Annotated in this window: 27 protein-coding genes; 15 read left to right on the top strand and 12 right to left on the bottom strand. The window is 63.3% G+C overall.

Annotated features, from left to right (window positions below; translation table 11 throughout):
• Positions 1-39: 39 nt before the first annotated feature.
• The gene (locus WA237_RS01930) at positions 40-945 is read left to right on the top strand and encodes a LysR substrate-binding domain-containing protein (protein WP_336096469.1); all 906 of its coding nucleotides are present in this window, start codon (positions 40-42) and stop codon (positions 943-945) included.
• A gap of 12 nt (positions 946-957) precedes the next feature.
• On the opposite strand, the gene WA237_RS01925 is transcribed toward WA237_RS01930, so the two are convergent.
• From WA237_RS01925 to WA237_RS01880, 10 genes are all read right to left on the bottom strand, one after another.
• Complete coding sequence (locus tag WA237_RS01925) at positions 958-1,647, bottom strand: SDR family NAD(P)-dependent oxidoreductase (protein WP_336096468.1); 690 nt, start codon at positions 1,645-1,647, stop codon at positions 958-960.
• 39 nt (positions 1,648-1,686) lie between these two features.
• Positions 1,687-3,018, bottom strand: coding sequence for an acetoin dehydrogenase dihydrolipoyllysine-residue acetyltransferase subunit (locus WA237_RS01920; protein WP_336096467.1), 1,332 nt, complete (start codon positions 3,016-3,018; stop codon positions 1,687-1,689).
• A gap of 71 nt (positions 3,019-3,089) precedes the next feature.
• Positions 3,090-4,250 carry a TRAP transporter substrate-binding protein gene (locus WA237_RS01915; protein ID WP_009812811.1) on the bottom strand — a complete coding sequence of 387 codons (1,161 nt, stop codon included), beginning with the start codon at positions 4,248-4,250 and terminating at the stop codon, positions 3,090-3,092.
• Between the two features lie 71 nt (positions 4,251-4,321).
• Complete coding sequence (locus WA237_RS01910; protein WP_286907881.1) at positions 4,322-4,543, bottom strand: hypothetical protein; 222 nt, start codon at positions 4,541-4,543, stop codon at positions 4,322-4,324.
• On the bottom strand, positions 4,543-5,505 hold the full coding sequence (locus WA237_RS01905; protein WP_336096466.1) for an NAD(P)-dependent oxidoreductase: 963 nt from the start codon (positions 5,503-5,505) through the stop codon (positions 4,543-4,545). Before WA237_RS01905 ends, WA237_RS01910 begins: the two co-directional genes overlap by 1 nt.
• A complete protein-coding gene (locus WA237_RS01900) occupies positions 5,505-5,963 on the bottom strand; it encodes a VOC family protein (RefSeq protein ID WP_336096465.1) in 459 nt (152 codons plus the stop codon). The genes WA237_RS01905 and WA237_RS01900 overlap by 1 nt, the downstream gene beginning before the upstream one ends.
• The gene (locus WA237_RS01895) at positions 5,960-8,200 is read right to left on the bottom strand and encodes an alpha-ketoacid dehydrogenase subunit alpha/beta (protein WP_336096464.1); all 2,241 of its coding nucleotides are present in this window, start codon (positions 8,198-8,200) and stop codon (positions 5,960-5,962) included. Before WA237_RS01895 ends, WA237_RS01900 begins: the two co-directional genes overlap by 4 nt.
• A 46-nt stretch (positions 8,201-8,246) precedes the next feature.
• Complete coding sequence (locus WA237_RS01890) at positions 8,247-9,551, bottom strand: TRAP transporter large permease (protein WP_336096463.1); 1,305 nt, start codon at positions 9,549-9,551, stop codon at positions 8,247-8,249.
• A gap of 9 nt (positions 9,552-9,560) precedes the next feature.
• Positions 9,561-10,073, bottom strand: a complete 513-nt coding sequence (locus WA237_RS01885; RefSeq protein ID WP_040617834.1) for a TRAP transporter small permease — start codon at positions 10,071-10,073, stop codon at positions 9,561-9,563.
• A 236-nt stretch (positions 10,074-10,309) separates the two neighbouring features.
• Complete coding sequence (locus WA237_RS01880) at positions 10,310-11,089, bottom strand: IclR family transcriptional regulator (protein WP_336096462.1); 780 nt, start codon at positions 11,087-11,089, stop codon at positions 10,310-10,312.
• Positions 11,090-11,339: 250 nt separating this feature from the next.
• On the opposite strand from WA237_RS01880, the gene WA237_RS01875 reads away from it, so the two are divergent.
• The 9 genes from WA237_RS01875 to rfbA all read left to right on the top strand — a co-directional run bounded on the left by WA237_RS01875 (position 11,340) and on the right by rfbA (position 20,152).
• Complete coding sequence (locus WA237_RS01875; protein ID WP_336096461.1) at positions 11,340-12,827, top strand: aldehyde dehydrogenase family protein; 1,488 nt, start codon at positions 11,340-11,342, stop codon at positions 12,825-12,827.
• 25 nt (positions 12,828-12,852) lie between these two features.
• Positions 12,853-13,734 carry an NAD(P)-dependent oxidoreductase gene (locus WA237_RS01870; RefSeq protein ID WP_336096460.1) on the top strand — a complete coding sequence of 294 codons (882 nt, stop codon included), beginning with the start codon at positions 12,853-12,855 and terminating at the stop codon, positions 13,732-13,734.
• A gap of 76 nt (positions 13,735-13,810) precedes the next feature.
• Positions 13,811-14,791, top strand: coding sequence for a TRAP transporter substrate-binding protein (locus WA237_RS01865; protein WP_336096459.1), 981 nt, complete (start codon positions 13,811-13,813; stop codon positions 14,789-14,791).
• Between the two features lie 62 nt (positions 14,792-14,853).
• Positions 14,854-15,381 carry a TRAP transporter small permease gene (locus WA237_RS01860; RefSeq protein WP_336096458.1) on the top strand — a complete coding sequence of 176 codons (528 nt, stop codon included), beginning with the start codon at positions 14,854-14,856 and terminating at the stop codon, positions 15,379-15,381.
• A complete protein-coding gene (locus tag WA237_RS01855; RefSeq protein WP_336096457.1) occupies positions 15,374-16,657 on the top strand; it encodes a TRAP transporter large permease in 1,284 nt (427 codons plus the stop codon). The genes WA237_RS01860 and WA237_RS01855 overlap by 8 nt, the downstream gene beginning before the upstream one ends.
• Before the next feature lie 136 nt (positions 16,658-16,793).
• On the top strand, positions 16,794-17,357 hold the full coding sequence (gene rfbC / locus WA237_RS01850) for a dTDP-4-dehydrorhamnose 3,5-epimerase (RefSeq protein ID WP_040617832.1): 564 nt from the start codon (positions 16,794-16,796) through the stop codon (positions 17,355-17,357).
• Position 17,358: 1 nt separating this feature from the next.
• Positions 17,359-18,408 carry a dTDP-glucose 4,6-dehydratase gene (gene rfbB, locus WA237_RS01845; protein ID WP_336096456.1) on the top strand — a complete coding sequence of 350 codons (1,050 nt, stop codon included), beginning with the start codon at positions 17,359-17,361 and terminating at the stop codon, positions 18,406-18,408.
• Entirely contained in the window at positions 18,405-19,271 is an 867-nt protein-coding gene (gene rfbD / locus WA237_RS01840) for a dTDP-4-dehydrorhamnose reductase (protein WP_336096455.1), read from the top strand. Before rfbB ends, rfbD begins: the two co-directional genes overlap by 4 nt.
• Positions 19,268-20,152, top strand: coding sequence for a glucose-1-phosphate thymidylyltransferase RfbA (rfbA, locus tag WA237_RS01835; RefSeq protein ID WP_336096454.1), 885 nt, complete (start codon positions 19,268-19,270; stop codon positions 20,150-20,152). Before rfbD ends, rfbA begins: the two co-directional genes overlap by 4 nt.
• 16 nt (positions 20,153-20,168) lie before the next feature.
• Here the strand turns inward: rfbA and WA237_RS01830 are convergent, their stop codons facing one another.
• On the bottom strand, positions 20,169-21,020 hold the full coding sequence (locus WA237_RS01830; protein ID WP_336096453.1) for a MurR/RpiR family transcriptional regulator: 852 nt from the start codon (positions 21,018-21,020) through the stop codon (positions 20,169-20,171).
• A 196-nt stretch (positions 21,021-21,216) separates the two neighbouring features.
• Here WA237_RS01830 and WA237_RS01825 point away from each other — a divergent pair, with 196 nt between their 5' ends.
• The 5 genes from WA237_RS01825 to WA237_RS01805 all read left to right on the top strand — a co-directional run bounded on the left by WA237_RS01825 (position 21,217) and on the right by WA237_RS01805 (position 25,882).
• Entirely contained in the window at positions 21,217-22,026 is an 810-nt protein-coding gene (locus WA237_RS01825; protein WP_336096452.1) for a transporter substrate-binding domain-containing protein, read from the top strand.
• A 91-nt stretch (positions 22,027-22,117) separates the two neighbouring features.
• Entirely contained in the window at positions 22,118-22,840 is a 723-nt protein-coding gene (locus tag WA237_RS01820; protein WP_336096451.1) for an amino acid ABC transporter permease, read from the top strand.
• A gap of 2 nt (positions 22,841-22,842) precedes the next feature.
• Positions 22,843-23,712 (top strand): amino acid ABC transporter permease, encoded by an 870-nt coding sequence (locus tag WA237_RS01815; protein ID WP_336096450.1) that lies wholly within the window; start codon positions 22,843-22,845, stop codon positions 23,710-23,712.
• A 13-nt stretch (positions 23,713-23,725) separates the two neighbouring features.
• Positions 23,726-24,472 (top strand): amino acid ABC transporter ATP-binding protein, encoded by a 747-nt coding sequence (locus WA237_RS01810; RefSeq protein ID WP_246557524.1) that lies wholly within the window; start codon positions 23,726-23,728, stop codon positions 24,470-24,472.
• Between the two features lie 33 nt (positions 24,473-24,505).
• Positions 24,506-25,882, top strand: a complete 1,377-nt coding sequence (locus WA237_RS01805) for a lyase family protein (protein WP_336096449.1) — start codon at positions 24,506-24,508, stop codon at positions 25,880-25,882.
• A 108-nt stretch (positions 25,883-25,990) separates the two neighbouring features.
• Here the strand turns inward: WA237_RS01805 and WA237_RS01800 are convergent, their stop codons facing one another.
• Complete coding sequence (locus tag WA237_RS01800; protein ID WP_336096448.1) at positions 25,991-26,662, bottom strand: outer membrane beta-barrel protein; 672 nt, start codon at positions 26,660-26,662, stop codon at positions 25,991-25,993.
• Positions 26,663-26,693 lie beyond the last annotated feature (31 nt).

The raw sequence follows: 26,693 nt of genomic DNA, 5'->3' as shown, positions 1-26,693 counted from the left end.
AAGTTCCAAAATGCGAGCGTTCGTGTTAACCAGGGTGTTATGGTAAACCTACGCAAATCCCTTAACAGGCTTCCACACCTGATCGCCTTTGAAGCGGCGAGCCGGAAGCTCAACTTTACGCGAGCGGCGGAAGAGCTTGGCGTGTCGCGCGTGTCGGTCAGCCGCCAGATTGCCGAGCTTGAAGAGAGCCTCGGGGCGCGACTCTTCAATCGTGAGCATCGGAGGCTGAGCCTGACACAGGCGGGCCGGGCGCTTGAGGCCGAGGTCAATCCGGCGCTGCATCAGATTGCCGATGCGCTAAAGAGCGTGGCCGGTGCAGCGAAGGGGACGCGCCTGTCGGTGACGACCACCTCGGCCTTTGCGACCTATTGGCTGATGCCTCGGCTGGTGGATTTCAGCAACCGTTTCCCCCGGATCGAGCTCGACCTTGTGGTGGCGGACCGGATGCTCGATCTTGCGGCGGAGGGGATCAATGTGGCGGTGCGCTATTCCGCAACCGAGCCGCGCGAGGGGCGTGTGCGGCCGCTCTTGCAAGAGAAGGTCTTTCCGGTGGTGAGCCCGCGCTATGCGGCGCGGACGGGGCTCACGCAGGCGTCGGACCTGTTGCAGGAACATTTGCTGCATCTGTCGGGGATCTACCGGCCCGGCGCGCGCTGGCCGAGCTGGTTTCGCAGCAACGGGCTCGAGCCGCCTCCCGAGGGCAGCGGCGTCGTGGTCAACACCTATATCAACATGCTGCAGGCGGCGATTGCCGGGCAGGGTGTCGGGTTGGCGGGCAACCCGCTGGTCGATCCCTACCTCGCCGATGGATCATTGATCCGGGTGCCGGGGTGCAAGGAGGTGGTGCGCGATCATTACTACCTGATGGACATGACCCGAGATCGAGAAGATGCGCAGATTTTCTGTGATTGGATCATGGATCAGGCGGGCAAGGCTGTGGGATAGGGTCCTGCGGTCTCAGTATTGATCCTCGGCGGTGCAGTTGACTGAGAGCTCGGCCATCGAGGCGGTGTTGGGCAGGGTCAGGGCGAGGCTCACCATTTTGGCGATATCGGCGCTATGGGTCATGTCAGCGGGCGGGAAATCGGTAACCTTACGGGCCATGTCGGTGTCGACAAAGCCGGGGCAGATGGCGGTGGAGCGGATGCCCAGATCCCAGCCGGTCTTGCGGATGCCATGGCTCAGCGCGACGGCGGCGTGTTTGGTCATGGCGTAAGAGGCGGCCTTGGGCGAGCGCACGCGTTTGCCGGAGAGTGAGGCGAGGATCACGACGCGTCCAGAGCCGGAGGCGGCGAGCGGGTCCCAGCAGGCTTTGACGAGGCGGCGCGGCGAATTGACGTTGATCTCCCACATCTGGTTGAGTTCGGCGTCGTCGATCTCGAGCGGGTCGCGGGCGATCATCGCCCCGGCCGAGCAGATCACCGCGTCGATCCGGCCGAACCGGTCGAGCGCGGCGCTGGCCCAGGCGGCCTCGTCCCGCTGCATCGCGTCATGGTGGGTGACATGAGCGTCTGGAAACGCCTCGGCTAAGGCGTCAACGCGGCGCGCACCGAGCGACAGCGACCAGCCCTCGGCCTGCAGATGCTGTGCCACGGCGGCCCCGATGCCACCACTGGCGCCAGAGATGAGGGCAGTTTTCGAACTCATGGGAGGCTCCGTGTTTGGGAAAGGGATATGGTGGCCGCGTCAGGAGAGGCGGTCAAGCAAGGGCAGGATTTTGTCCGAGGCTTCGAAATGCGGCATGTGGCCGATGCGTTCAAAGAGGTTGAGCGAGATGGTCCCCGGGGCGCGGAGCGCGTGTTTCCACGGGATGATCTGATCCTCGCGGCCCCAGATGATCCGCGTCTCCATATCGAGGCGGCCAAGGGCGGCGTTGAGGTCAAAGCCTTGCACCCCATCGGGAAAGAGAGCCTGCGCCATGGCCTGTTGGGCGGCGCGTTTTCTTTCGTCGCGACGGGCCATGGCGGCTGCTTGGACGAAGGACCAGCTGATCGCGTCGGGGTCCGCGGTGAGCTGTTTCATCCAGGGGCCGAGGCTTTCGCTGCGCGACGCACGGGCGAGCCCGGTGATGGCGTCGCCGTTGATCTCGGGGCCGAGCCCGGCGGGAGAGATCAGCGTCATGCTCGCCACCTGCCGGGGGCGCGTGTCGGCGAGGGCGAGGGCCAAAGCGCCGCCGAGGGAATGGCCGACGAGATGGCAGCGTTCGAGGCCGAGATCGTCGAAGCTGCGGCGGAGCAGCGAGACCAGATCGGCGAAATTGCTGATCGATTTGCGTGGTGAGCGGCCGTGGGCGGGCAGTTCGATCCGGTGGATTCGGCGGGTTTTGGAGAGCGGTGCGGCCAAGGCCTCCCAGCCTGTCGCGTCGGCGAGAAAGCCGTGGATCATGACCATTGGCAGACGGTCGCCCGCGCCTGTGGATTGCACGAAGAGATCGCCGGGTTCGGCCTCGGGCAGAACGGGGGGCGTGGCGCTCTCGGCCATGGGCATGGGGGCGGCGGGTTGGGCTGGCGCTTGCAGCAGATCGCTCATCTGGATGCGGCCGCCTGGGCCGCGACCGGTGAGGCGCGAGACGTCTAGGCCAAGTGAGGCGGCCTTTTGGCGGGCGGCGGGGGTGATGGCGCGACGGGATGTTGCTGCGCGACCGAGCTCTGCGGTGGCCGGGGCCGGGGCAGGCGTGGGTGCGATCGCTTGTGGGGCGCTTGATTGCGGGGCCGTTGGCTCAGGGGCGGCGGCAGCTTTGGGGGCGGCGGTTTGCGCCGGTGGCTCGCCCGGGGTTTCGCCTTCGGCATAGATCCAGGCGACAATGCCATCGACCGGGGCGGTGTCGCCTTCGGTTACGAGAATATGATGCAGATAGCCGTCTGCTTCGGCTTCGACCTCGACCGCAGCCTTGTCGGTTTCGACCTCAAAGAGGACATCCCCCGTTTTCACGGCGTCGCCTTCGGAGCGGGTCCAGCTGGCGATGCGACCTTCCTCCATGGATTGATCTAGCCGGGGCATGGTGATTTTGCTGGGCATCTGAAACCTTCTGAGAGCCGGGGATGGTGGGGGTCTCCGGGCCGCGAGGGCCCGGAGAATATGCGTGGGGATCAAGCGTCGTGGACGTAGAGCCCGCCGAAATTGTCAGCGGCTTCCTTGAGCTTGTCGAAGGTCGCGAGCGAGCCCACGAGCTCTTTCTTGACGTCGTCCCATTCGGGCTTTTGCGCGCCGGCGGCCTCGATCCACTGGGCCTGTTCGTCCTCGGTGGGGGCGTAGAAATTCACCCCGGCGGCGGACATCTCGTTGATCGCGTAGTTGCGCGAGGAGGGCACCTGGGCGAGGTTCTGCAGGAAGGTGATATGCGCCCCCCATTCGACGGCTTCGCGCGTGTCGGTGTCGAGCCCTTCGAGCCAGCCCATGTTGCAGGAATAGACCCCGCCATCGGGCACGGTGCGGGTGAAGGTCACGTGTTCCACGATATCCTTGAAGCCGAAGAGGTTGAGACCCATCGTGTTGGGGTCGAGCGCATCGGCCACGCCCTGACGCAGCGCCGAGGGGGTTTCACCCCAGGCGATGGGCGTCGGGTTCGCGCCGAGCATGCTGTAGGTCTGGGCGAGGATCTTGGAGCCCGGCACGCGGAATTTGAGGCCGCGAATGTCCTCGGGGGTTTTAACCGGCGCATCGCGCAGGCCGCGACGGAGGCTCACGGTGCGGGGATCGACCGGCTGATAGAGCAGCACTTTGAAGCCGCTTGCAGCGACGCGCGCGTCGACCTCGGCCTTCCAGATGTCGGAGGTCACGAGATTGACGAATTTCTGGTTCTCGCCGCACCAGAAGGGCAGGTTGATGATGTCGACGGCGGGCGCGAAGGGCGCGAAATTGGCCATCGAATGCTGGGCCGCCTGAATGGTACCGTTTTGCACCTTTTCGGCCAGTGCCGCCCCAGCCCCGAGCGAGCCATTGGGCACGAGCCGGACATAGACCTTGCCACGGCTGGCGTTCTGGATGTTTTCCTTGAGATGCAGCTGCATCACCGGGAAGGTCCGCGTCGTGCCGAGACGGTAGGCAGTGGCGATGGTCATCACATGCTCTGCCGCCGCCTCGCGATCGGCCTCTTCCTTGGCGGTCTGGGCCTCGGCGGGGGCGACGCCAAGCGTTCCGGCACCTACGGCCGCCACGGCGACGGTAAAGCCTGCGGTGCCGGCGAGCTTGAGAAAGTTGCGGCGGTCTTCATTGCTTGGGGTGTCTGTAAGTGTCTTTTCCGGATCCATCGTGGGTCCTCCTCTGTTGCGATGGGGGGTGACGCAGTGTCAGAAATGGCTTGGTCAAAACTGGCCGGGGCTCATCCCTTTCTGCGTTCTTCTTTGATTAGAAACAGCACGCCGAGACCGGTGGCCGCGAGCAAAAGCGCGAATTCGGTCCGGGCGGGCAGGCGGGGCATGGAGAGCCCCATCTCGGCGGAAATCTTGGCCAGAATGATATTGCCTGCGAAGACCGCGAAGATGGCGGTGGCGGCGAGGCCGATGAGCCGATGCGGCGCGGTTCTGCGGCTGTCTTGCGTCATCACGAGCCTTCCTTGTCCTTGTTCTGGTCAGTGTCTTGGGCGAGAGCGCGGTCGGGCAGCCCTGTAAGCCGTTCGATAAGCACCAGCATCGCGGTGCAGTCCCAGTCGCGGATGTCCTGACTGGCGGCGAGGTTGAAGAGCTCGCCCGCATTGGCGCCGAGAAAGAGCGGCACGCCGAGGCTCTTGCCGAGCCCGACCCCGAGCGAGATGTCCTTGGCTCCCATCGCGAGGGGGAAATCCGGGCTGACATCGCCGCGCAGCACCTTGTTGGGGTAGTTCACGTTGATCTGCCCGCGTCCGGCGGTGGTGTTTTGCAGGACCTCGACCGCGGCATCGGTGTCGATCCCGGCCTTGCGGGCCATGGCGAGGGTTTCGGCGGTGAGCACCATGCTGACCATCGACATGTAATTGTTGGCGATCTTCATGCGGATGCCGCTGCCCTTGGGGCCGAGATGGACGATTTTGTCGGCCATCGGTGCGAACACCGGCGCGGCATCGGCGAAATCCTCGGCGCGGCCACCCGCCATGATCAGGAGCGCGCCGTTCTGGGCGTCCTTGGGGGTGCGGCCGACAGGGGCGTCGAGCACGCGCAGCCCTTTGGCACTCAGGGCGTCGTGGATGTCGAGGCTGGCCTCGGGAGAGATCGTGCTCATCTCGATCATCAGCGTGCCGGGGGCGGCGCTGTCGGCGATGCCGCCCGCCCCGAGGCAGATTTGGCGGACATGGGTGTCGCGCGGCAGGATCGTCATGATGATCTCGGCCCCGTCGCAGGCCTCGGCCACCGAGGCGGCCGGAAGCCCGCCCACCTCTGCAAAGGCCGCGAGGCGGGCGCTGTCGATATCGACGCCGCGCACCTCATGGCCCGCGGCGACGAGCCGGGCGGCCATGCCGCTTCCCATGGTGCCGAGCCCGATGAAAGCGACGCGGCGGGCGGGAACCTTAGGCAGGGGGAGATAGGTCATCAGGCGTTCCTCCGGTCGGCGAATTCCATGAACTCGACGACGATGTCCTCGGGGCCGCGCAGGTAGAAGACGCGGCTCACGCCGCCGCGCATGACTTGCGGCGCTGAGATTGGGCGATGGCCTGCCGCGACGGCCGCGTCATGGATGGCGTCGACATCGCTCACGCTGAAGGCCAGATGGGTGAAGCCGGTGTCGGATTGGGCCGGGGGCGTCGTCTTGCCCGCCGGGGCGAGATACTGAAAAAGCTCAATCCGGTGCGACCCTTTGCGCAGCAGGGCCCAGAGGATATGGGCCCCGGTCATCCCGGTGACCGTTGCCAGTTCCGGCGCGTCGCGTTCGGCCTTGGCGCCCTCGGTGTCGAAGCCGAGGAAACCGGTGAGAAAATCGTACATTTGGTCGAAATCCTGCACGCAGAGGGCGGTGTGATGCACCCGCTCTATGAGATGGGCGACGCTCATGCGGAGGCTCCTTGCAGGGCGGGATGGCGGTCCGAGATGACCTGACGTAGCGCGGCTTCGACATCGGCGGGGCGGGCAAAGGCCGCCTCTTCGAGCACTTTGGAGACCACGGCGGAGGATTCCGTGCCGGTCACATGCAGGATTTCATAGTCGAGATGGTTGAACAGGCGGCGCTGGGCGTCGTTGACCACCCGCGAGCCGATGGAGGTGCCGCGTGTCGTCTGTTCGACCATCAAAAGCGCGTTGGTCTTGGCCACACTGGCGGTGATCGTGTCCCAATCGAGACCGAGCGGGTCGAGCGTGCGCAGATCGATCACCTCGGCATCGAGCCCGGTGCTGTCGCAGAGCTTGGTACAGATCTCGACCATCGGGCCATAGGTGAGGATGGTCGCCTGTGTGCCGGGGCGAGCGATGCGGGCCTTGCCGAAGGGGATGATGTAATCCCAATCGCCTGTGGGGACCTGGCCCTTGTTCTGGAAGAGCTCGTTATATTCGACCACGAGGACCGGGTCGTCGCAGGCGATGGCCGCGTTCATAAGTCCGATATAATCATGCGGCGTCGAGGGGGCGACAACGCGCCAGCCCGGATAGAGGGTGAAGAGCCCCGAGGCGTCCATCGAATGCTGCGAGCCATAGCCGGTGCCCTGGGTGACGCGGCTGCGCACGACGACAGGCACGGGGAAGTCACCGCCGAACATGTGGCGCACCTTGGCAATCTGGTTGAAGAGCTGATCGGCGGCGACGAGTGAGAAATCGGGATACATGATTTCGACCACCGGGCGCGCGCCATTGAGCGCCGCGCCAAGGGCCATGCCGGTAAAGCCATTTTCGCAGATCGGCGTGCCGAGAAGACGGTCGGGAAAGCGCTCGGCGATGCCGCGGGTCGCGCCTGCGGTGCCGCCGCGCAGCCGGTGGACATCCTCGCCGAGCACGAAAAGCCCGTCGAATTTCTCCATGTTGCGCAGCATGACTTCGGAGATGACATCGTGGAATTTCGCCTCGACGCCGGTTTCGGCGGTGAGGTCGCGTTCTTCGAGATGGCGCTTGTCCGCGAGTTCCGAGAGGTCGCCCCGGATGCCATATTCGACAGTGGCAGGATCGGGCCAGAGATCGGGTTTGAGACGACGGTCCTTACCGCTGCCTTCGATCAGGCGGTCCAGAGTGTCATCGACTGCGGCGGTGGCCCGGCTGCGGAGCGTGTCGATCTGGGCCTCGCTGAGCAGGCCAGCCTGCAGGATCTGCTGGGGTAGGGTCGTGGCCGGATCGCGGGCGAGCCAGGCGTCTTCCTCGGCCTTGTCGCGATAACCGAAGGCGCTGCCTTTGAGCGGGCCGGATTGGTGCAGGTGGCGATAGGTGCGGGCCTCGAGCAGCACCGGTCCGCCGGAGGTCTCGATGATCTTGCGGGCGGTTTCCATGGCGCGGCGGGCGGCGATGACATCCATGCCGTCGAAGCTGATCGAGGGGATGCCGAGACCGAGGCCACGCAGGCTTAGCCGGGTTTCGCGGGTCTGCTCTGACACATGGGTCGAGACCGCATATTGGTTGTTTTCGACCACAAAGACGGTCGGGGTCGTGTAGAGCGCGGCAAGGTTCATTGCCTCATAGGCGGTGCCGATTTGCATGGCGCCATCGCCGAAGAAGGCGACCGAGATGGCTCGCTCTCCGCGCATCTTGTCGGCCAGCGCATAGCCTACCGCATGGGGTATGTTGCCGCCGACGATGGCGTTGGAGCCAAGCACGCCTGCCTCGGGTTCGCGCAGATGCATCGAGCCGCCACGGCCACCGCAATAGCCGGATTTGAGACCGAGGATTTCGGAGTAGGTTTTGAACACCACCTCTTGGGCGGCCTGCGGAAAGCCCTGATCGAGCGGATCATATTCCGCGACCAGCGCATGGTTGAGCGTCTTGGCCAGAAACTGATGGTGCATCCGGTGGGTGCCGTTGATCTTGTCGCCCGAGGTCAGGGCCGACATCAGGCCGACGGCGGCGCCTTCCTGGCCGATGCTGGCATGGGCCGGGCCGTGTAGCAGGCCTTCTTTGCTCAGCTCGAGCAGACGTTCTTCGAAATGGCGGATGAGAAAAAGCTGTTCAAGCATCCGCGCCAGTTCGGCCACCGGCACGGCGCGCAGATCGGTTTCGTCCGTGGTCAGGGTCCAGCAGGGGGTGTCGACCGTCAGAGGCTCGAGCTTGGCGGCGAATTGATCTGTGGCCAAGGGCGAAGAAGGTTCGGAAGTCATAGGAGGCCTCTTGTTGAATCAGCGCGTTGAAAAGGGGTTGGGTGCATCACATCCACCATGTCGAGATGGCCGGGACGAAGGCGATCAGCAGGACGACGAGCAGCATCGAGAAGACGTAAGGCAGCGAGCGTCCCGCGACCGACAGGATAGAGTCGCCGGTGACCGAGGATATGACGAAGAGATTGAGCCCCAGCGGCGGTGTGATGAAGCCGACCCCTAGAGAGGTGATCAGGAAAATGCAGAACTGGATGTCGTTCATGCCGATTTCCTGCGCGAGCGGGAACATGATCGGGGCGAGGATGACGATGTTCGGTGTCGCCTCCATCACGCAGCCCGCGATGATGAAAACCCCGAGCATCAGCAGGATGGTCAGATTTGGATCGTCGGTGATGCCCCGGATGAATTGGGCAAAGCCTTGAGGCACCTGAACCAGCGCCAGCGCCTGAGCCAGCGGCAGGGCGACCGCGATGATCGGTACGATGATCCCGTTGACCTTGGCCGAGCTCCACAGCATCGCGGGCACTTGTGCCATGGTGAGCGTGCCGCTGGCAAAGCCGATGATCAGGGTGACGGCCACGGCCACGGCGGCGGCTTCTGTCGGAGTGAAAATGCCGGAATAGATGCCGCCGAGGATGATCAGCGGGATGGAGAGGGCGAATTTCGCGCTCCACAATGCCGCGAGCCAGTTGCGGAAGGAGAATGTGCTGCTGCTGTTCTCATAGCCATGGATGCGGTTCAGGATGATATTGGTGATCATGATCGAGACGAGCACCAGCACGCCGGGCACGATGGCCGCGACAAAGAGGCTCGCGGCAGAGATGCCGAGGATCATCCCGATGATGATATAGGCGATGGAGGGCGGGATCAGGATACCGGTGCAGGAGCCGGCGGCGACGAGGGCCGCCGCATAGCTGGGCGGATAGCCCTTTTCGACGAGACGGCTGTAGGTCATCCGTCCGACGGCGGCACAGCCTGCGGCGTCCGATCCCGAGATGCTCGAGAAAAATCCGCAACCCAACACCGTTGACGTGCCCATGCCCGAGCGCAGCGAGCCCATCGTGGCCTCGGCGAAATCGAGCAGTTTCTTGGACAGGCCCGTGCGCACCAGCGCGTCGCCGGTCAGCAGGTAGAGCGGGATGGCGATCAGGGCGTAATGGTCGACGCCGCTGAACAGGCTTTCGCCGAGAAGCGAGAGCGGCAGCACCCCGGTGGACCAGAGCATGACCAGCGCGGTCAGGCCAAGCGAGACCCAGACGGGGACCGAAAACAGGAAGAGGACCAGCAACAGCAGGAGCGGGCCGATGACATCCCATCCAAGCTCGAGCGTCGTTTCTACACCACCATAGAGCATCTGAAATCCTTAATCGAAGAGCTTTTCGCCCGAGGGCGGGCGGCGATTGGAGGCGAAGGCGCGGATGTCCGCGATGGTCGCCTCGATGGCGCGCAGCATCACCAAGGTGAAGCCAAGCGGCACCGCGACGAGGAACCATGCGCGCGACAGTTGCAGCCCTTCGGAGACTGATCCGTATTTGAGCGAGGTCAACACCGGCTCGATCGACCAGTAGAGCGCGAAGCCTGCGAAGGTCATGACGGCCAGATTGCCGAAGATCGAAAAGGTCGCCGCGCCCCGGGCGGGCAGGATGTCGACGAGAATCGAGAAGCTGATATGCGAGCGGTTGCGCACGCCGACGGCGGCGCCGATCCAGACCAGATAGATAAAGGCGTAGCGTGCCGCCTCTTCGCCCCAGATTGACGAGAAATCGAAGACGAAGCGCCGCAGCACCTCGATGATGATGGTGACGGTGATGAAGGCGTAGAGCCAGAGCATCGCCAGACGCTCTGCGTCATGCCACCTGTTCAAAAGCCGGGTCATGATGCGTGCGTCCCGCTCTGCGGGCCATGCGTCTGCGCCCTTGCTCGCAAGCCGGGCGGCAGATCTCGTGCCGTTTCCTCCCTCATGCAACTCCCCTCCCAAGTCGTTAGCATGTCCACTATGTGATTAATAGTTGATCACATAGTGGACATAAGTCAACGTTTCTTTTGCATAGGCGCAAGCCCATGTAGTCGCGACAGAAATTGGGGGGATGGGGCGGAAAGCGGGGGCTCAACTCATTCGGGGCTGTAGCATTTTGCTAGTCTGTTGGCCGCATCCTGCATCAGCGGAACCAATTGGCGCAGGCCTTCGGGGGTCTGGCGGCTGCTGGGCGCGACGAGGGCGAGGCCGATGGTGGGCGGGGCCGCGATCACCGGCACTGCGATGCCGATCACCCCTTCGAAACATTCTTCGCGGTCGACGGAAATGCCGTCCTTGCGGATCTGTGCGATCTCTTTGGCGAGCGCGTCCCGGGTCTGGATCGTGTTTTGGGTCAGCGGGCGCAGCGCCACTGTTTCGAGGTATTTGGCAAGCTGCACCTCGGGCATCATCGCCAGCACCAGCTTGCCCAGTGCTGAACAATAGAGCGGCACACGGCTGCCAACTTCGAGGCGGAAGGCCAGCGGCCAGAGCGCCTCGACCCGGTCGAGATAGACGACCTGACCGTTGACCAACGTGCCGATATTCGCGGTCTCGCGGGTGGCCAGCACCAGCTCATGCAGGATTTCATGGCGCGGTCCGCGGCTCGCAGATCCGGTCAGTGCGGCGCTGGCAAGGCCGACCAGATCGTCGCCTTCGATGATTTTCTTGCCGCCGCCTTCGCGTTTGAGCATGCCAAGCTTGATCAGGTTGTTGACGAGACGGGTGGCCGTAGGCCGGGGGATGGCGAGCTCTTCGGCGATCTCTGTCACGGTCGAGAAATGCCGGGGCGGGGCGGTGACCAGGGTCAGGATCTGCATCGCCTTGGCGACCGTTCCAGTGGCGGTCGGTTTCAATTCAGCTGGGTGTTTCGACATGCGCCACTTCTCCTGACCTCGTCACGGGGTCAGCCAAGGGCACGCCGTGATCCGAAGCATTCTGACCAGAAGCGAGGTTTTTTGCCAGAGCATTTGAATGTCGGGTCGTTCCCTGCTGTGAGGTCAGCTTTCCCGGCAGCAAGTCGCCCGGCGCTGGCTCTGTTCGGCATAAGGCCCCATTGTACCCCGTCGCATCCTGAGGCACATACGCGCTGACCCCTATGAAACATCCTTTAGGCGAGGGAAAGATATGACGGATTGGCAGGCGCGCGCGGCAAAGCTCTATGACGGGGGTTTTCGCCCCATGGTGATTGGTGGCAAGTGGTGTGCGGCGCAATCGGGTGAGGTGATGGAGGCGCGCAACCCGGCTGATGGCGGGCTTTTGGCCACGGTGCCGAAGGGCGGGGCCGAGGACATTGACGCGGCCGTCGCGGCGGCGCGGGCGGCGTTCGAGGGGCCCTGGGCCAAGTTCACGCCGTTCGAGCGGCAGGCGCTGTTGCTGCGCATTGCCGAGCGGTTCGAGGCGGAATGGGAGACGCTCTGCCTGTCGGATACGCTCGATATGGGGATGCCCATTCAGCGCACGTTGGCCAACAGTCGTCGGGTTCTTGGCATGCTGCGCTATTACGCGGGGCAGGCGGTGGCCATTCATGGCGAGACCATTCCCAATTCCTTCCCCGGCGAGATCTATTCCTCGACCGTGCGCGAGCCGGTGGGCGTGGTGGGGGCGATCATCCCGTGGAACGCACCGATTGCGGGCTCGATCTGGAAGATCGGGCCGGCGCTGGCCACCGGCTGCACTGTGGTCCTGAAACCCTCGGAAGAGGCGTCGCTGACGGTGCTGTTGATCGCCAAGCTGATGCAGGAAGCAGGGCTTCCTGATGGGGTGCTCAACATCGTGACGGGTCATGGGGCCGATGCCGGGGCGGCGCTTGCGGCGCATCCCGGGGTCGACAAGATCGTCTTTACCGGCTCGACCGCGACAGGGCAGGCCATCGCGCGGGCGGCGACCGGCAATCTCAAGCGGGTGGCGCTCGAGCTCGGGGGGAAATCCCCGGTGATCGTCTGCCGCGATGCGGATATCGACAAGGCGGTGCCGGTGGCGGCCATGTCCGTTTTCGCCAATTCGGGGCAGATCTGTATTGCGGGGTCGCGGCTCTTTGTGGCGCGGGAAATTCATGATGAGTTCGTGCGCCGGGTGGCGGAGTATGCTGCCGGACTGCGTCTCGGCCATGGTATCCATGAAGAGACCGAGATCGGCCCGATCATTTCGGCACGGCAGGCCGAGCGGATTGGCGGCTATCTCGAGGCCGGACGGCGCGAGGGCGCGGAGGTGATGACCGGCGGCGCGGCGCCCGAGGGGGCGGCGTTCGAGAACGGTCATTTCTACAAGCCGACGGTGTTCGCGGGCGTCACCGACGAGATGACCATCGCGCGCGAAGAGATCTTCGGGCCGGTGATTTCGGCGCTGCCGTTTGACACGCTGGACGAGGTGGTCGAGCGCGCCAATGCGACGCCCTATGGGCTCGCCGCCGGGGTCTTCTCGACCCATCTTGGCACGGCGCATCAACTGGCGCATCGGATCAAGGCGGGGTCGGTCTGGGTCAATATGTACCATGCGATCGACCCGGCGGTGCCTTTTGGCGGGGTCAAGATGTCGGGCTATGGCCGCGAAGGCGGGCGCGAGCATGTCGAGGAATATCTCGACACCAAGGCGATCTGGATCAATGCCGAGTGATGTGATGGTCGAGGAGGGACGAGAGATGACAATCGGGATCGTGGGCGTCGGCCTCATGGGCCATGGGATTGCCCGCAATGTGATGTGCAAGGGGGGCTATGCCCTCGGGTTTCTGGATCATCCGGGCAACCAGCCGGTGGATGAGCTTATCGGGCTTGGCGCGACACGCCATGACAGCGCGGGTTCTGTGGCGGCGGCGTCGGATGTGGTGATCCTCTGTGTCACCGGCGCGCCGCAGGTCGAGGCGGTGGTCACCGGCGAGGGCGGGCTGCTTGCGGGGCTCAAGCCCGGCACGGTGATTGTCGATTGTTCGACCTCGCTGCCCGAGACCACCAGGCGCATGGCCGAGATTGTTGCGGCGGCGGGCGGGGCCTATCTCGACGCGCCGATGACGCGGACGGCGAACCATGCCCATGCGGGCACGCTCAACCTCTTGGTGGGCGGTGCGGCGGAGGTGCTCGACCAAGTGCGGCCGGTGCTTGCCTCCTTTACCGAAGAGGTGGTGCATGTGGGCGCGCTGGGGCAGGGGCATCAGCTCAAGCTTTTGCACAATTACGTCTCTATCGGCTTTATGACGCTTCTGGCGGAGGCGGCGGCCCATGCGGCGGACAGCGGTATCGATGGCCGGACCTTTGCCGAGGTGCTGGGCGCGGGCGGCGGCGCGAGTGCCGCGCTCGACCGGCTGGCGCCCTACATCACCGAGGGCGACCGCAACGGGCTTCCCTTCGCGATCAGTAATGCGCAGAAGGATATCGATTATTTCCGGGCGATGGCCGAGGCGGCGGGCGCCCAGACGACGATTGCCGACGGGGTGGCGCAGGCGATTGCCGCGCCCATCGAGGCCGGAGAGGGCGGCGCCTACCTGCCAGAGCTTATTCACCTGTTTCGTGTGCAGGCGAACGATTAGAGGGATCGGCTGAGGCGGGCTTGCCCCGCAAAATCAGCTTGTGTACTAGATGACATATTCATTGGGAGGACTATCCATGACATTCAATCTGCGCGTTCTGGCCGCTGCCGGGACATTCGCGGCGCTGGGCCTGCCGGCCCTTGCCGAAACCGAGATCAAGATCGGTTACGCGCTCGCCCCCGACAGCCATTACGGCGTTGCGGCGGCCAAGTTCGAAGAAGTTCTGCTGGCCGAGACCGGCGATCAGTTCAGCTTTAAGCATTTCCCTTCGTCCGGCCTTGGCGGCGAGCGTGAAGTGATCGAGGGGCTGCAGCTCGGCACCGTTGAGGCGACCATCGTCTCGTCGGGGACGCTGGCCAATTTCGTCGGGGACACCGGCGTGTTCGACATCCCCTTCCTGTTCCGGGATCTGAGCCATGCGCGGGCGGTTCTCGACGGGCCGATCGGGCAGGAGATCCTCGCCAAGTTCGACGCCGTCGGCCTGCATGGTCTGGCCTGGGGCGAGCAGGGCTTTCGCCATATCACCAACAACCGCAATGCGATCGAGACCCCGGCGGATGTTGAAGGCCTGAAGATCCGCACCATGGAAAACCCGGTGCATCTGGCGGCGTTCAACGCGATGGGCGCGGCGCCGACGCCGATGGCCTGGCCCGAGGTGATTTCCTCGCTGCAGCAAGGCGTGATCGACGGGCAGGAAAACCCGCTCTCGGTGATCGTATCGGTCAAGCTCGACGAGGTGCAGGAATATCTGACGCTGTCTGGCCATGTCTATTCGCCCGCCATGCTGCTGGTGTCAAAGCCGTTCTGGGACGGGCTCAACGACGAACAGAAAGCGGCGTTTGAAAAGGCGGCAGCGGCCGGTGTCGAAGCGATGCGCGGCTATGTCGACACTGTCGAGACCTCGGGCGTCGAGACGCTCAAGGAGCGCGGCATGAAGGTCAACGCGCTGTCGGCAGAAGAAAAAGCCAAGTTCCAAGAGGCCATCGCCTCGGCCTATGAGGGCTATTACGAGACCTATGGCAAGGATCTGGTCGACTCGATCGTCAATTTCGAGTGACCCATTGGGGCCGGCGTCCTATGGGGTGCCGGCCCATTCCCCAGAGCTGACGAGGCCATGGCGTGAAACGACTGGAACATCTCTTTGTGCTGTTGAACGGCTGGGCCTTGATCGCGATGCTGGGGGCGATGACGCTTATCGTCGGGGCCAATATCGGGCTGCGCTATGTCACCGGGCAATCGCTCAGCTGGGCCGATGAGGCGGCACGCTATCTGATGATCTGGATGACGTTCAGCGGCGCGGGGCTTGCGCTGCGCTATGGCGGGCATGTGGCGATCACCAATCTGCAGGAACAGCTTCCCATTCGGGGACAGCAGGTGATGCGCGCGGTGCTGGCCCTCGGGCTCTTGCTGTTTTTCGGCTATATGGTGCATGTCGGCATCCAATATGCCCAGCGGATGCAGTTTCAGGTCACGCCTGCGCTGCGCCTGCCATTTCTTTATGTCTATGCCGCCATGCCGGTGGGGTTTTCGCTCTTGATCGTGCATCTGTGCCTGATCGCGCGGCCCTTTATTCTAGCGGGGCAGTTCAAGAGCCGCGCGAGCGACGATGGCACGGCTGACACGATGCCCGGAGCTGCCAGTGGCTGAGATCCTCTTTCCTTGCCTGTTCATTTTGCTGGCCCTTGGCGTGCCGGTGGCCTTTGCCATGGCGATTTCCGTCTTTGCGGCGGTGAGTTTCGGGTCGACCTATCCCAATATCGTTCTCGTGAAAGAGATGTTCTCGGGGCTCGATAGTTTTCCGCTCTTGGCAGTGCCGTTCTTTATCCTCGCGGCCGAGATCATGACCGGCGGCGCGATCACCCAGGCGGTGCTGCGTCTCGCGCAGTCGCTGGTCGGGCATCTGCGCGGCGGGCTGGGGCACGCCAATGTGGTGAGCTCGGCCATGTTCGCGGGGATTTCGGGCAGTGCGTTGGCCGATGCGGCGGGGCCGGGCACGATGATGATCCGGATGATGGAAAAGGGTGGTTATGACCGGGCATATGCCGGGGCGCTGACCATCGCCAGTTCGGTGGTGGGGCCGATCATCCCGCCGTCGATCACCATGATCATCTATGCGATGCAGGATCAGAATGTCTCGGTCGGCTCGCTCTTTATGGCGGGGGTCTTGCCGGGGCTGGTGATCACGCTGGCGGTTCTGATCGCCAATGGCCGGATGAGCCATCTGCGCGGCTATGCCTCGGGCGCGCCGATGCCGGGGATGGCGGAGATCGCGCGGATTGCCTTTTACGCGGTGCCGGCGCTGCTCTTGATCCTCTTGATCGTCGGCGGCATCCGCTTTGGTGTCTTTACCCCGACCGAAGCCTCGGTCATCGCGGTTTTCTATGCGCTCATCGTGGGGATGTTCGTCTATCGCTCGCTCAAGCTGCGGCATCTGCCGGATATCATCCTGCGCGCGGCGCTGACCTCGGCGGCGGTGTTGCTCATCCTTGGGGCGGCGCGGGCCTTTGCCTGGATCCTGATCATCGAGGGTATTCCGCAGTTTCTGGCGGAGACGATCATCGCCTGGGACCTGTCGCCCATCGTGTTCCTCCTGGCGGTGAACCTGCTGTTGCTCGTCTTTGGCCTGTTCATGGACCCGCTGCCGGGGGTGATGATCCTGGTGCCGATCCTTGCGCCGATCAGCTTTGCCCTGGGCATTGATCCAAACCATTTCGCGATCATCGTGATCGTCAACCTGACGCTAGGGCTAACGACGCCACCGGTGGGCAGCCTGATTTTCATCGTCTCGTCCACCGTTGCGCTCAAACCTTCGTCGCTCATCCGTGAGATGCCGCCCTTTTTTATCGCGCTGGCGCTGGCGCTCTTGGCGATCACCTTTGTGCCGGTGCTGTCGACATGGCTTCCTGAGGTGAGCGGGTTCTAAGGGCTGGGTGTCCCGGCATAGGGCGGTAGCAATAGACCGAGCATCGACAATGTATTAACACCTAAGGCGTAGCCTTGTCCGGGTCTGCGGGGCAGGCTGTGGCGGGGTGGGAAGGTCTTTGATTTAGGAGCTTGTCTTGGAGATTACTCAGACGGATTTGCCCGGGGTTCTCATCCTCACACCACGGCGGTTTGCCGATGCGCGCGGGTTCTTCAGCGAGAGCTGGAATCAGCGGGTAATGGAAGAGGCGGGGATCGAGATCGCGTTTGTGCAGGACAATCATTCGCTGTCGCGGGATGTGGGCACGGTGCGGGGGCTGCATTTTCAGTCGCCACCCCATGCGCAGGCCAAGCTGGTGCGCTGCGGGCGTGGTGCGCTTTATGATGTGGCGGTGGATGTGCGGCGCGGCTCGCCGAGCTATGGCAAATGGGTGGGGGTTGAGCTCAGCGCTGACAATGGCCGGCAATTGCTCATCCCGGCGGGGTTTCTGCACGGGTTCGTGACGCGAGAGCCGGACACCGAAGTGATCTATAAATGCAGCGATTTCTACGCGCCGGAATGCGATGGCGCGGTGCGGTTCGATGATCCCGATCTCGGCATCGACTGGGGGATCGAGGCATCCGCGGCGGTGCTGTCGGACAAGGATCGCGCGGCGCAGAGCTTTGCCGCTTTCGACACGCCATTCGTATGGGAGGGGTGAGATGCGGATTTTGGTAACCGGCGGGGCGGGGTTTATCGGCTCGGCCGTGGTGCGCCGCGCGGTGGCGCAGGGGCATGAGGTCATCAATCTCGATGCGCTCACCTATGCCGCCTGTCTCGACAATGTGGCGGAGGCGGCGCAGAGCCCAAACTATCGCTTTGAACATGTCGATATTCGCGATCGCGCCGCACTTGACCGGGTGTTTCGCGATCATGCGCCCGAGGCGGTCATGCATCTTGCCGCCGAGAGCCATGTCGACCGGTCCATCGACGGGCCGGTGGAGTTTGTCGAAACCAATGTGACCGGCACCTGCAATATGCTCGAGGCGGCGCGCGGACATTGGGAGCGACAGGGCCGGCCCGAGGGGTTTCGGTTTCACCATATCTCGACCGATGAGGTGTTTGGCTCGCTCGGCGATGAGGGGCTCTTTACCGAGGACACGCCCTATGATCCGCGCAGCCCCTATTCGGCCTCCAAGGCGGCGTCGGACCATCTCGTCCGGGCGTGGCACGAGACCTATGGGCTTCCCATCGTGATGACGAATTGTTCGAACAATTACGGGCCCTATCATTTCCCCGAAAAGCTGGTGCCGGTGGTGATCATCAACGCGCTCGAGGGGCGGGAAATCCCGGTCTATGGCGCGGGGGCGAATGTGCGCGATTGGCTCTATGTCGAGGATCACGCCGAGGCGCTCTTGCAGGTGGTGCAGAAGGGCGCGGTTGGGCGCAGTTACAACATCGGCGGCGAGGGCGAGCGGCGCAATATCGACCTCGTGCGGCATATCTGTTCGGTGCTCGACGACCGGCGGCCCAAGGACACATCCTATGCCGAGCAGATTACCTTTGTGGCCGACCGGCCCGGGCATGATCATCGCTATGCGATCGACGCGCGGCGCATCCGGGACGAGCTTGGCTGGCGGCCGTCGGTGACGGTTGAGGAAGGCATCGCGCGCACGGTGGATTGGTATCTCGCCAATGAGGCGTGGTGGCGGCCGCTCATGGAGCGGCAGGGCGTGGGGACGCGGCTTGGCCGGGCCGAGGGGGCGGCATGAGAATCGCGCTTTTGGGTCAAACTGGCCAGGTGGCGCGGGAGGTACAAGCCCGGGCCCCAGAGGGCTGGGAGATTGTGGCGCTTGGCCGGGACGCGGCTGATTTCACCAATCCGCTGGCGACGCTGGCGGCGCTCAAACGCGCGCGGCCCGAGGCGGTGATCAACGCGGTGGCCTATACGGCGGTGGACCGGGCCGAAGAAGACGAGGCGCTGGCGCAGCAGGTCAATGGCGCGACGCCGGGGCTGCTCGCGGCGGAATGCGCGGCGATGGGCGTGCCGTTTGTGCATCTCTCGACCGATTACGTTTTTGCAGGCTCTGGCGTGGCACAATATGCGCCCGAGGATGCGACCGCGCCGCAGAACGCCTATGGGCGCAGCAAGCTCGCCGGGGAAGACGCCGTGAGCGCGGCGGGCGGGCCGCATGTGATCCTGCGCACGTCGTGGGTGTTTTCGAGCCATGGGGCGAATTTCGTCAAGACCATGCTGCGGCTTGGGGCAGAGCGGGACAGGCTCACCATCGTGGCGGATCAGATCGGCGGGCCGACGCCCGCGCGGGCCATTGCGGCGGCCTGCCTGCGGATCGCCGAGGCGCTGTGTGCTGACGCGGGGCAGAGCGGCACCTATCATTTTTCGGGCATACCAGAGGTGAGCTGGGCCGATTTCGCGCGCGAGATTTTCGCACAGGCGGGGATCAGCTGTGAGGTGGTGGATATTCCCACCTCGGATTATCCGACCCCGGCGCAGCGGCCGCTCAATTCCCGGCTCGATTGTCGGGCGACGGAGACGGTTTTTGGCATTGCGCGGCCCGATTGGCGGGTTGGCCTGGCCGAAGTTCTAGACGATCTGAAGGAGCGGCAGAGATGAGCGGCACGACACAGCCCCGCAAGGGGATCATTCTCGCCGGGGGGACCGGCACGCGGCTGCATCCGATCACGCTCGGCATCTCCAAGCAGCTCTTGCCGATCTATGACAAGCCGATGATTTATTATCCGCTGTCGGTGCTGATGCTGTCGGGGATACGCGAGATCGCGGTGATCACCACGCCTGAGGATCAGGCGCAGTTTCAGCGGCTGATGGGGGATGGCTCGGCTTGGGGGCTCGACCTCACATGGATCGTGCAGCCGTCTCCGGATGGGCTTGCCCAAGCCTATATCCTGGCTGAAGAGTTTCTCGATGGGGCGCCGTCGGCGATGGTGCTGGGCGACAATATCTTTTTCGGCCATGGCCTGCCCGAAGTGTTGGCCGAGGCGGATGCGCGCAAGAGCGGCGGCACGGTCTTTGGCTATCACGTAGCTGACCCCGAGCGCTATGGCGTGGTAGGGTTCGATGCCGAGTATCGCGCGGTGTCGATTGTCGAGAAACCGGCAAAGCCTGCGTCGAACTATGCGGTGACGGGGCTTTATTTCCTCGATGGCACCGCGTCAGAGCGGGCCCGCAACGTGACGCCCTCGGCGCGGGGCGAGCTCGAGATCACATCGCTTTTGGAGAGCTATCTCGACGAGGGCAGTCTTGCGGTAAACCGGATGGGGCGCGGGTTTGCCTGGCTCGATACCGGGACCCATGGCAGCCTGCTTGATGCCGGGAATTTCGTCCGCACCCTCTCAGAGCGGCAGGGGATGCAGGTCGGCTGTCCCGAAGAGATCGCCTATGGCAAGGGCTGGATCAGCGCCGATGAGATGCGGGCGCGGGCCGAGAAATTCGCCAAGAACAGCTATGGTCAGTATCTGCTGCGGCGGTTGGACTGAGAGCCGCGCGGGCCGGTCAGTCGATATAGTGGTGGTTGGCCGACCGGATGTCTTCGATCGTCCGCAACCGGTCGCGTGAGGCGGTGTTGCCCGCCGCGGCGGCGGTGGCGAGCAGGAGTTCAACGAGGCTCACCACGCCTGCCAGCGACGGGTAGTAATGCGGGCTTGTCGTGGGCGCGAGAAAGGCATGACGGCAGAGCGGCACGACCGGAGAGCTGGGCCGGTCTGTCACCGCATAATTTTTCGCGCCGCGATCGCGGGCATATTCCAGCGCCGAGATGGTCTCTTTCGCATAGGGCGACACGGAGATGACGAGCAGCATGTCCTCGGGGCCAATATGGGCGATGCGTTCGGTGCTGTCGACGGCGGGACCGGCAGGGGTCACGAGGTTGGAGAGCGCCATGCTGCCGCTGACCTCCATGAAACTGGCGAGCCAGCTCAGCGTGCCGCCGGCGATGATATGGCAATGGCGGCTGTGGTGCAGGCTGCGTGCGAAATCCTCGACTGCGGCTCCGTTCAGGCTGGCCTGCAGAGAATCGAGATTCTCGCGCACCGATTCGAGATGGGTGAGGGCGAGCTTGCCCTGTGACAGATCACTGAAATTATCCTGGAGCGCGTCGACCTTGGCACCGAAGCCGTGACCGACAAGTTCGCGTTGAAAGACGGCGCGGAATTTGTCGTAGCTGTCAAAGCCCATCTCGTGGGCGAGTCGCTGCATCGTGGTGGGGGCGACGCCGCAGGATTGAGCCACGGCGCGCATCGATCCGAGCGCCACATGGTCCGGCCGGTCCAGCACATAACGCGCGGCCCGTGCGAGCTTGCGCGGCAGGTCGGGCAGGGCGTCGCCTATATTTTTCAAGAGTTCCAAGTCGTTTTCCCCCTGTGTGAATCATAGGCGTAGCCGGGTCACTTTGCCATCAAAAAGGTCACATGAACTTTTTCAAAAATTTTATGGCATTTGGAATTTATTAACTATAGGACAAGCCATGCCAGACCCTGATAGGAGCTTGATCAGGTCATGGCCCATGGGCGCCGGAGCCGCCCGTCCAGCAGAGGAGTTCATCATGAAACACGCATGGAAAACCGTCATTGCCAGCGCTGCAATCGCTGCGTTTGGCACCACCGCGCAGGCGGATCAGCTGCAAGAGATCAAAGACGAAGGCAAGATCGTTGTCGGCGTCAAACAAGATTACAAACCCTGGGGTTACCTCACCTCCGACGGCGAGCTCGCCGGTCTGGAAATCGACCTGGCCCGTGACGTCGCAGAGCGTCTCGGCGTTGAGGTCGAGCTGGTGCCCGTCGTGGCCTCGAACCGTATGGAATTCCTGAGCCAGGGCCGTATCGACCTCATCATCGCGACCATGGGCGACAACCCTAAGCGCCGCGAAGTCGTGGGCATGATCGAGCCCAACTACTATGCCGGCGGCACCAATGTTCTGGCGCCCAAGGCGGTTGGTCTCAAGGAATGGGAAGACCTGCGCGGCAAGGATGTCTGCGCGCTGCAGGGCTCCTATTACAACAAGCGCGTGACGCAGCTTTACGGTCCGAACCTGGTGGCCTTTGCAGGCATTCCCGAAGTGACCTCGGCGCTCAAGAACGGCAGCTGCATCGGCTTCCTCTATGACAACACCTGGATCGAATCGCAGCTCGCCTCGGACGAGCAATGGGCCGAGTTCGAGATGCCCTTCCCGACCGAAGATCCGCAAGCCTGGTCGATCGCCGTGCCGCTCGAAGAGCTGGACGCGCCTTATGGCAAGCTGATGAGCGAGATCGTGACCGATTGGCACAAATCGGGCTTCCTGATCGAGCGGAATGAGGCCAATGGCATCGCGCCGAGCCCCTTCCTGCAGGAACAGCACGACGCGCTGCAATAAGCGCGGTCCTGACAGACCTGAACCGGCGGCACGGCTTGCCGCCGGTTCTACTTTGAGACGAGAGCGGACGTAGATGGATTATTCAAGCATCTTGGACTGGTTGTGGCCCGACTGGTTTTTTAACCTGGCGGTGGTCAGCGACGAGTATAATCGTGGCCGGTATCTTGCCGGTCTTTGGATGACCGCCAAGCTTGCGGTTGTGTCGATCTTCTTCTCGCTGATCATCGGGGCGATTGGCGCCGCGGTGCAGGGCGCGCAATCCAAGACGCTGCGGGTGCTGGTCGGGTTCTTCGTCGCCTTTTTCCGCAACACCCCGCCGCTCGTGCAGCTCTATTTCTTCTATTTCGCCATTGGCACCGTGCTGCGGATCACCGGCGTCAATGGCCTGCCGCAGCCGCTCATCGGCAATTTCGGCTGGGCGATCATTTCGCTGTCGCTTTTTGCCGGGGCGCTGAATGTGGAAATCTTTCGCGCCGGGATCGAAGCCGTGCCGAAATCTACCGTCGAGGCGGCCGAGGCGCTGGGCTACACCCGGCTGCAAATCTATACCGACATCGTGCTGCCACTGGCGGTGCGTATCTCGCTGCCCGCGCTGGGCACCAATCTCGTGAACCTCGTCAAGACCACAACGCTGGCCTATGCCATCGCGGTGCCCGAACTTCTCTATGTGTCGGCGCAGATCTGGTCCGAGGATCTCAATGTGCGTGAAATGATGAACGTGCTGCTGATCTCTTATGTGGGTCTGGTGGCCATTCTGGTCTGGGTGCTGCACCGCTGGGAAAAGGCGCTGCGCATTCCGGGATACGGGAGATAATCATGGCTTGGACACACTCGCAAACCCCGCCCGTCAAAGGCCATCTGCCGGTTCTGTTGCCGCTGCGGAGCATGCCGCAGGGTCTGCCCCTACAGGACCGTCTGTTCAATGTCTGGACGGCGTCGATCCTCGTGCTGGCGCTGGCTGCCGCGCTGATCACCCCGGCCTTTGCGCAAGACGCGACGCCGGGCCGGTCGGCCTTAGCGATCCTGCTCGAATGGACGCCGACGCTGGCCAAAGGGTTTGGCTTCAACGTGCTGATCTCGATCCTGTCCATGGCGATCGGGACGGTGCTCGGCGTTGGGCTCGGCATCTTGCAGGTGTCGCCGCTGCGCCCGGTGCGGCAGGTGGCCTGGGTCATCACACAGTTTTTCCGCAACTCGCCCTGGCTGGTGCTGCTGTTCTACTGCATCCTGCTCATCCCGTTCCAGATCGAGGTCTTCGGCACCAAGATCCCCTTCCCCGGTTGGGTGAAGGCGGTGATCGGCCTGTCGCTTCCGGTGATGGCCTATATGTCCGAATATATGCGCGGCGCTATCCTCTCGATCCCGACGGGACAGTGGGAATCCGCGGAATCCCTCGGCTTTAGCCGTGGCCAGACCCTGCGCGAGATCATCTTGCCGCAGACCATCAAGCGCGTGCTGCCGTCGTGGATGAACCTCTATGCGGTGCTGACCATGGCCACGCCTCTGGTGTCGATTGTCGGCGTCAATGATGTGATGGCGCTGACCCGGGCCGCACTGAGTGCCGAGGGCCGCGTTGACCTGCTCATTCCGATGTATCTCTACATCCTGTGCTGGTTCTTCCTTTACTGCTACCCGATCAGCGCGCTGACGCGCCGGTTGGAACGCAAATACTCCGTCAAACTCTAATCAGGAGCCACCCATGTCCTGGACCGAAGATCAACCGATCGTTTCCTTGAAAGACGTGCATAAATCCTTTGGCGAGGTCAAAGTGCTGCGCGGCGTGTCGATGGATATCCAGAAGGGCGAGGTGATCTGTATCATCGGCCCGTCCGGCTCTGGCAAATCGACGCTGATCCGCTGTATCAACGCGCTGAATGATATTCAGTCCGGCTCGATCACCGTGGAAGGGATCGAGGTGAGCGACCCCAAGCTCGACAAGCTTGCGCTGCGCAAGAAGGTCGGGATGGTGTTTCAGCAATACAATCTCTTCCCGCATCGCACCGTGTTGCAGAATGTGATGATGGCGCCGATCAAGGTGCTCGGCCAGAACAAGGCCGAGGTCGAGCAGCGCGCTCGCGACCTGATCCGCAAGGTGCGGCTCGAGGGCAAGGAAGACGCCTATCCCGGCGAGCTTTCGGGCGGTCAGCAGCAGCGGGTCGCCATCGCGCGGTCGCTCGCCATGAGCCCCGATGTCATGCTCTTTGACGAGGTGACCGCCGCGCTCGATCCCGAGACGGTGAAAGAAGTGCTCAACACGATCAAGGATCTGGCCGCCGAAGGCATGACCTGTATCCTCGTGACCCATGAGATGGGCTTTGCCCGCGAGATCGCCGATTGCGTCTATTTCACGGACCGGGGTGTGATCGTGGAATCCGGCCCGCCCGCCACCTTCTTTGATCAAGCGACGGACCCGCGCACGCGCGAATTCCTCAGCCAAGTTCTCTAAGAGTTCCACCGCTGCAAATTAGGACAGAATGACATGCGTCAGGTTTCCGATAGCATGGGCACTCTAGACGTGCCCGAAACCTCGCTCTATGGGGCGAACACCGCGAGGGGCGCCGCTAATTTCAAGGGCTTTGGCCCGACGCTCGCGGATTATCCCTATTTCATGCGGGCGATGGCTGGGGTGAAGCAAGCCGCCGCACGGGCCAATCAGAGCGTCGGCGCGCTGATCGACCGCCATGCCGATGCGATTGCCGATGCCTGTGACGAAATCCGGGACGGGGCGCATTGGGATCAGTTCATCGTGCCGCTGGCCGAAGGGTCGGGTGGTACTTCGACGAATATGAACTTCAACGAGGTGATCGCGGCGCGCGCCAATCAGATCATGGGGCTGGCACAGGACGCGACCGGCGGCGTCACCGCAAATGACCATGTCAACCTGGCGCAATCGACCAATGATTGCGTGCCGACGGGGATCAAGCTCGCCTGTGTGCTGGCCTGGCCCGCGTTGCAGGAAGCGGCGCAGCTGTTGATCAAGGCGCTCGAGGCCAAGGGGCGCGAGACCTCTGATATTCTGCGCACCGGGCGGACCTGCATGCAGGCGGCCCAACCGATGACCTACGGACAGCTCTTCGGGGGCTATGCAAGCATGGTGTCGCGGGCGCTGCAGGATGTGGAACGGGCGGTGCACGGGCTTTGTACCGTGCCGATGGGGGGCACGGCGATTGGGACCGGGCTCGGGGCGCCCGAGGGCTATCGCGAGGTGATCGAAGAGGCGCTGAGCGAGAGCCTTGGGCTCGAGATCGACTGTGCCGCCAATGCGTTCGACGGGATGCAATCTGCTGATGGCTTTGCCCGGATGTCGGCCGAGCTCCGCAATCTCGCCGCCGCCTGCGCCAAGATCGCCGCCGATCTGGTGATCCTGTCGAGCGATGGGGCGTCGGGGATCGGGGAAATCCTTTTGCCGGCGGTGCAGCCGGGTTCGTCGATCATGGCGGGCAAGGTCAATCCAGTGATGCCGATGTCGATCCAGCAGATTTCGATGATCGTGCAGGGGCAGGATCTGACCGTGTCGCTGGCCGCGCAGGCGGGGCAGATGGAGATCAACCATTTCGAGCCGGCCATGGCACAGGCGCTGTTTACGCAGATGGCGCTATTGACCGCCGGGCTGCCGCAGTTTGCCGAGAGCTGCATCGCCGGTCTCAAGGTGGATGAGGCGCGATCCTATGAAAACCTTGCCCGATCCTTTGCCGTGTCCACCGTGTTTCTGCGCGCGCTGGGCTACAAGAAGGTGGCGGGCTTGGCGAAGCGGGCACAGACCGAGGGGCGTCCACTGTCGGAGATCGCCGCCGAAGAGGGGCTATTGGATGCGGATCAGCTCCGGGATGTGCTGCGCGGTGCGACTGGGGCGTGAGCCTTGGCTAAGTTGATGCAGGTTTGACCCTGAAATGACATCAGCCCCGAGCGTTTGGCGCGCCCGGGGCTGAATTGGATTACATGCTCAGGGGCCAGACCCCCACGGTTATTTTCCGAGATTGACTTGATAGCCGAGGCCGATTTCCAGACGATTGGTCTTGAGCGACAGGTTGCCGCTGGCGCCGCCGTCCAGCGCAACGCTGGTCTTGTCGGTGAAGCTGTAGATGGTGCTCAGCGACAGGCTGCCACGGGCGGAGACTTTGCGCAGAAAACGCATACCCACCTGACCATAAAGCGCGGTGTCATCTTTGCGGCCCGCAACCACCGTATCATTGGTCGAAATCTTGCGATGGACCGCGCCGGCCCCGGCGCCGAGTTCGGCACGCCAGAGCTCATCTTGATGGAAGGGGGTCCAGAGGTTCACGCCGAGGCGGTAGCTCTCGACCGAGGTGGTATAAAAGAAGGTTGGTGCGGGCAGGCCCGGAAAGCTCGCCGAGGTGATCGTGTCGTCGAACCATGTGAACTCGATCTCGGGGGTGACGCTGCGGTTGCCGATGGTCCATTGGTCGCGCATGCCGAAGCGCAGGGCCACGCCGCTGATCGTATCGTTGGGGCTATCATTGTTGGAAAAGGTGCCAGCGGTGTTGAAACCGCCGAAATCCGTCGTCGACAATGCGGCAATCGCATCAAAGCCGAAATAGGCGTCGCCCGCGTGAGCCGTGGTGGCGCCACCCATGCCGAGGCAAAGGGTGAGGGTTTTGAAAGCTGTGCGCAACATATTAGAATTCCCCAAGTTTTTGTTGCGACGT

The sequence above is a fragment of the Roseovarius sp. CH_XMU1461 genome (genome assembly GCF_037027165.1).
Classification (GTDB): Bacteria; Pseudomonadota; Alphaproteobacteria; order Rhodobacterales; family Rhodobacteraceae; genus Roseovarius; species Roseovarius nubinhibens.
This window is presented reverse-complemented; position numbering and strand designations above follow the sequence as displayed.

What these genes read in the sequence shown, in the direction of transcription:
- WA237_RS01920 (WP_336096467.1), bottom strand. Translation starts at nt 3,018, where the DNA reads ATGCCCAGCAAAATCACCATGCCCCGGCTAGATCAATCCATGGAGGAA.
- WA237_RS01925 (WP_336096468.1), bottom strand. Translation starts at nt 1,647, where the DNA reads ATGAGTTCGAAAACTGCCCTCATCTCTGGCGCCAGTGGTGGCATCGGG.
- WA237_RS01900 (WP_336096465.1), bottom strand. Translation starts at nt 5,963, where the DNA reads ATGAGCGTCGCCCATCTCATAGAGCGGGTGCATCACACCGCCCTCTGC.
- WA237_RS01905 (WP_336096466.1), bottom strand. Translation starts at nt 5,505, where the DNA reads ATGACCTATCTCCCCCTGCCTAAGGTTCCCGCCCGCCGCGTCGCTTTC.
- WA237_RS01910 (WP_286907881.1), bottom strand. Translation starts at nt 4,543, where the DNA reads ATGACGCAAGACAGCCGCAGAACCGCGCCGCATCGGCTCATCGGCCTC.
- WA237_RS01870 (WP_336096460.1), top strand. Translation starts at nt 12,853, where the DNA reads ATGACAATCGGGATCGTGGGCGTCGGCCTCATGGGCCATGGGATTGCC.
- WA237_RS01800 (WP_336096448.1), bottom strand. Translation starts at nt 26,662, where the DNA reads ATGTTGCGCACAGCTTTCAAAACCCTCACCCTTTGCCTCGGCATGGGT.
- rfbA (WP_336096454.1), top strand. Translation starts at nt 19,268, where the DNA reads ATGAGCGGCACGACACAGCCCCGCAAGGGGATCATTCTCGCCGGGGGG.
- WA237_RS01895 (WP_336096464.1), bottom strand. Translation starts at nt 8,200, where the DNA reads ATGACTTCCGAACCTTCTTCGCCCTTGGCCACAGATCAATTCGCCGCC.
- rfbB (WP_336096456.1), top strand. Translation starts at nt 17,359, where the DNA reads ATGCGGATTTTGGTAACCGGCGGGGCGGGGTTTATCGGCTCGGCCGTG.
- WA237_RS01875 (WP_336096461.1), top strand. Translation starts at nt 11,340, where the DNA reads ATGACGGATTGGCAGGCGCGCGCGGCAAAGCTCTATGACGGGGGTTTT.
- WA237_RS01810 (WP_246557524.1), top strand. Translation starts at nt 23,726, where the DNA reads ATGTCCTGGACCGAAGATCAACCGATCGTTTCCTTGAAAGACGTGCAT.
- WA237_RS01880 (WP_336096462.1), bottom strand. Translation starts at nt 11,089, where the DNA reads ATGTCGAAACACCCAGCTGAATTGAAACCGACCGCCACTGGAACGGTC.
- WA237_RS01815 (WP_336096450.1), top strand. Translation starts at nt 22,843, where the DNA reads ATGGCTTGGACACACTCGCAAACCCCGCCCGTCAAAGGCCATCTGCCG.
- rfbD (WP_336096455.1), top strand. Translation starts at nt 18,405, where the DNA reads ATGAGAATCGCGCTTTTGGGTCAAACTGGCCAGGTGGCGCGGGAGGTA.
- WA237_RS01805 (WP_336096449.1), top strand. Translation starts at nt 24,506, where the DNA reads ATGCGTCAGGTTTCCGATAGCATGGGCACTCTAGACGTGCCCGAAACC.
- WA237_RS01890 (WP_336096463.1), bottom strand. Translation starts at nt 9,551, where the DNA reads ATGCTCTATGGTGGTGTAGAAACGACGCTCGAGCTTGGATGGGATGTC.
- WA237_RS01885 (WP_040617834.1), bottom strand. Translation starts at nt 10,073, where the DNA reads ATGACCCGGCTTTTGAACAGGTGGCATGACGCAGAGCGTCTGGCGATG.
- WA237_RS01930 (WP_336096469.1), top strand. Translation starts at nt 40, where the DNA reads ATGGTAAACCTACGCAAATCCCTTAACAGGCTTCCACACCTGATCGCC.
- WA237_RS01865 (WP_336096459.1), top strand. Translation starts at nt 13,811, where the DNA reads ATGACATTCAATCTGCGCGTTCTGGCCGCTGCCGGGACATTCGCGGCG.
- WA237_RS01825 (WP_336096452.1), top strand. Translation starts at nt 21,217, where the DNA reads ATGAAACACGCATGGAAAACCGTCATTGCCAGCGCTGCAATCGCTGCG.
- WA237_RS01915 (WP_009812811.1), bottom strand. Translation starts at nt 4,250, where the DNA reads ATGGATCCGGAAAAGACACTTACAGACACCCCAAGCAATGAAGACCGC.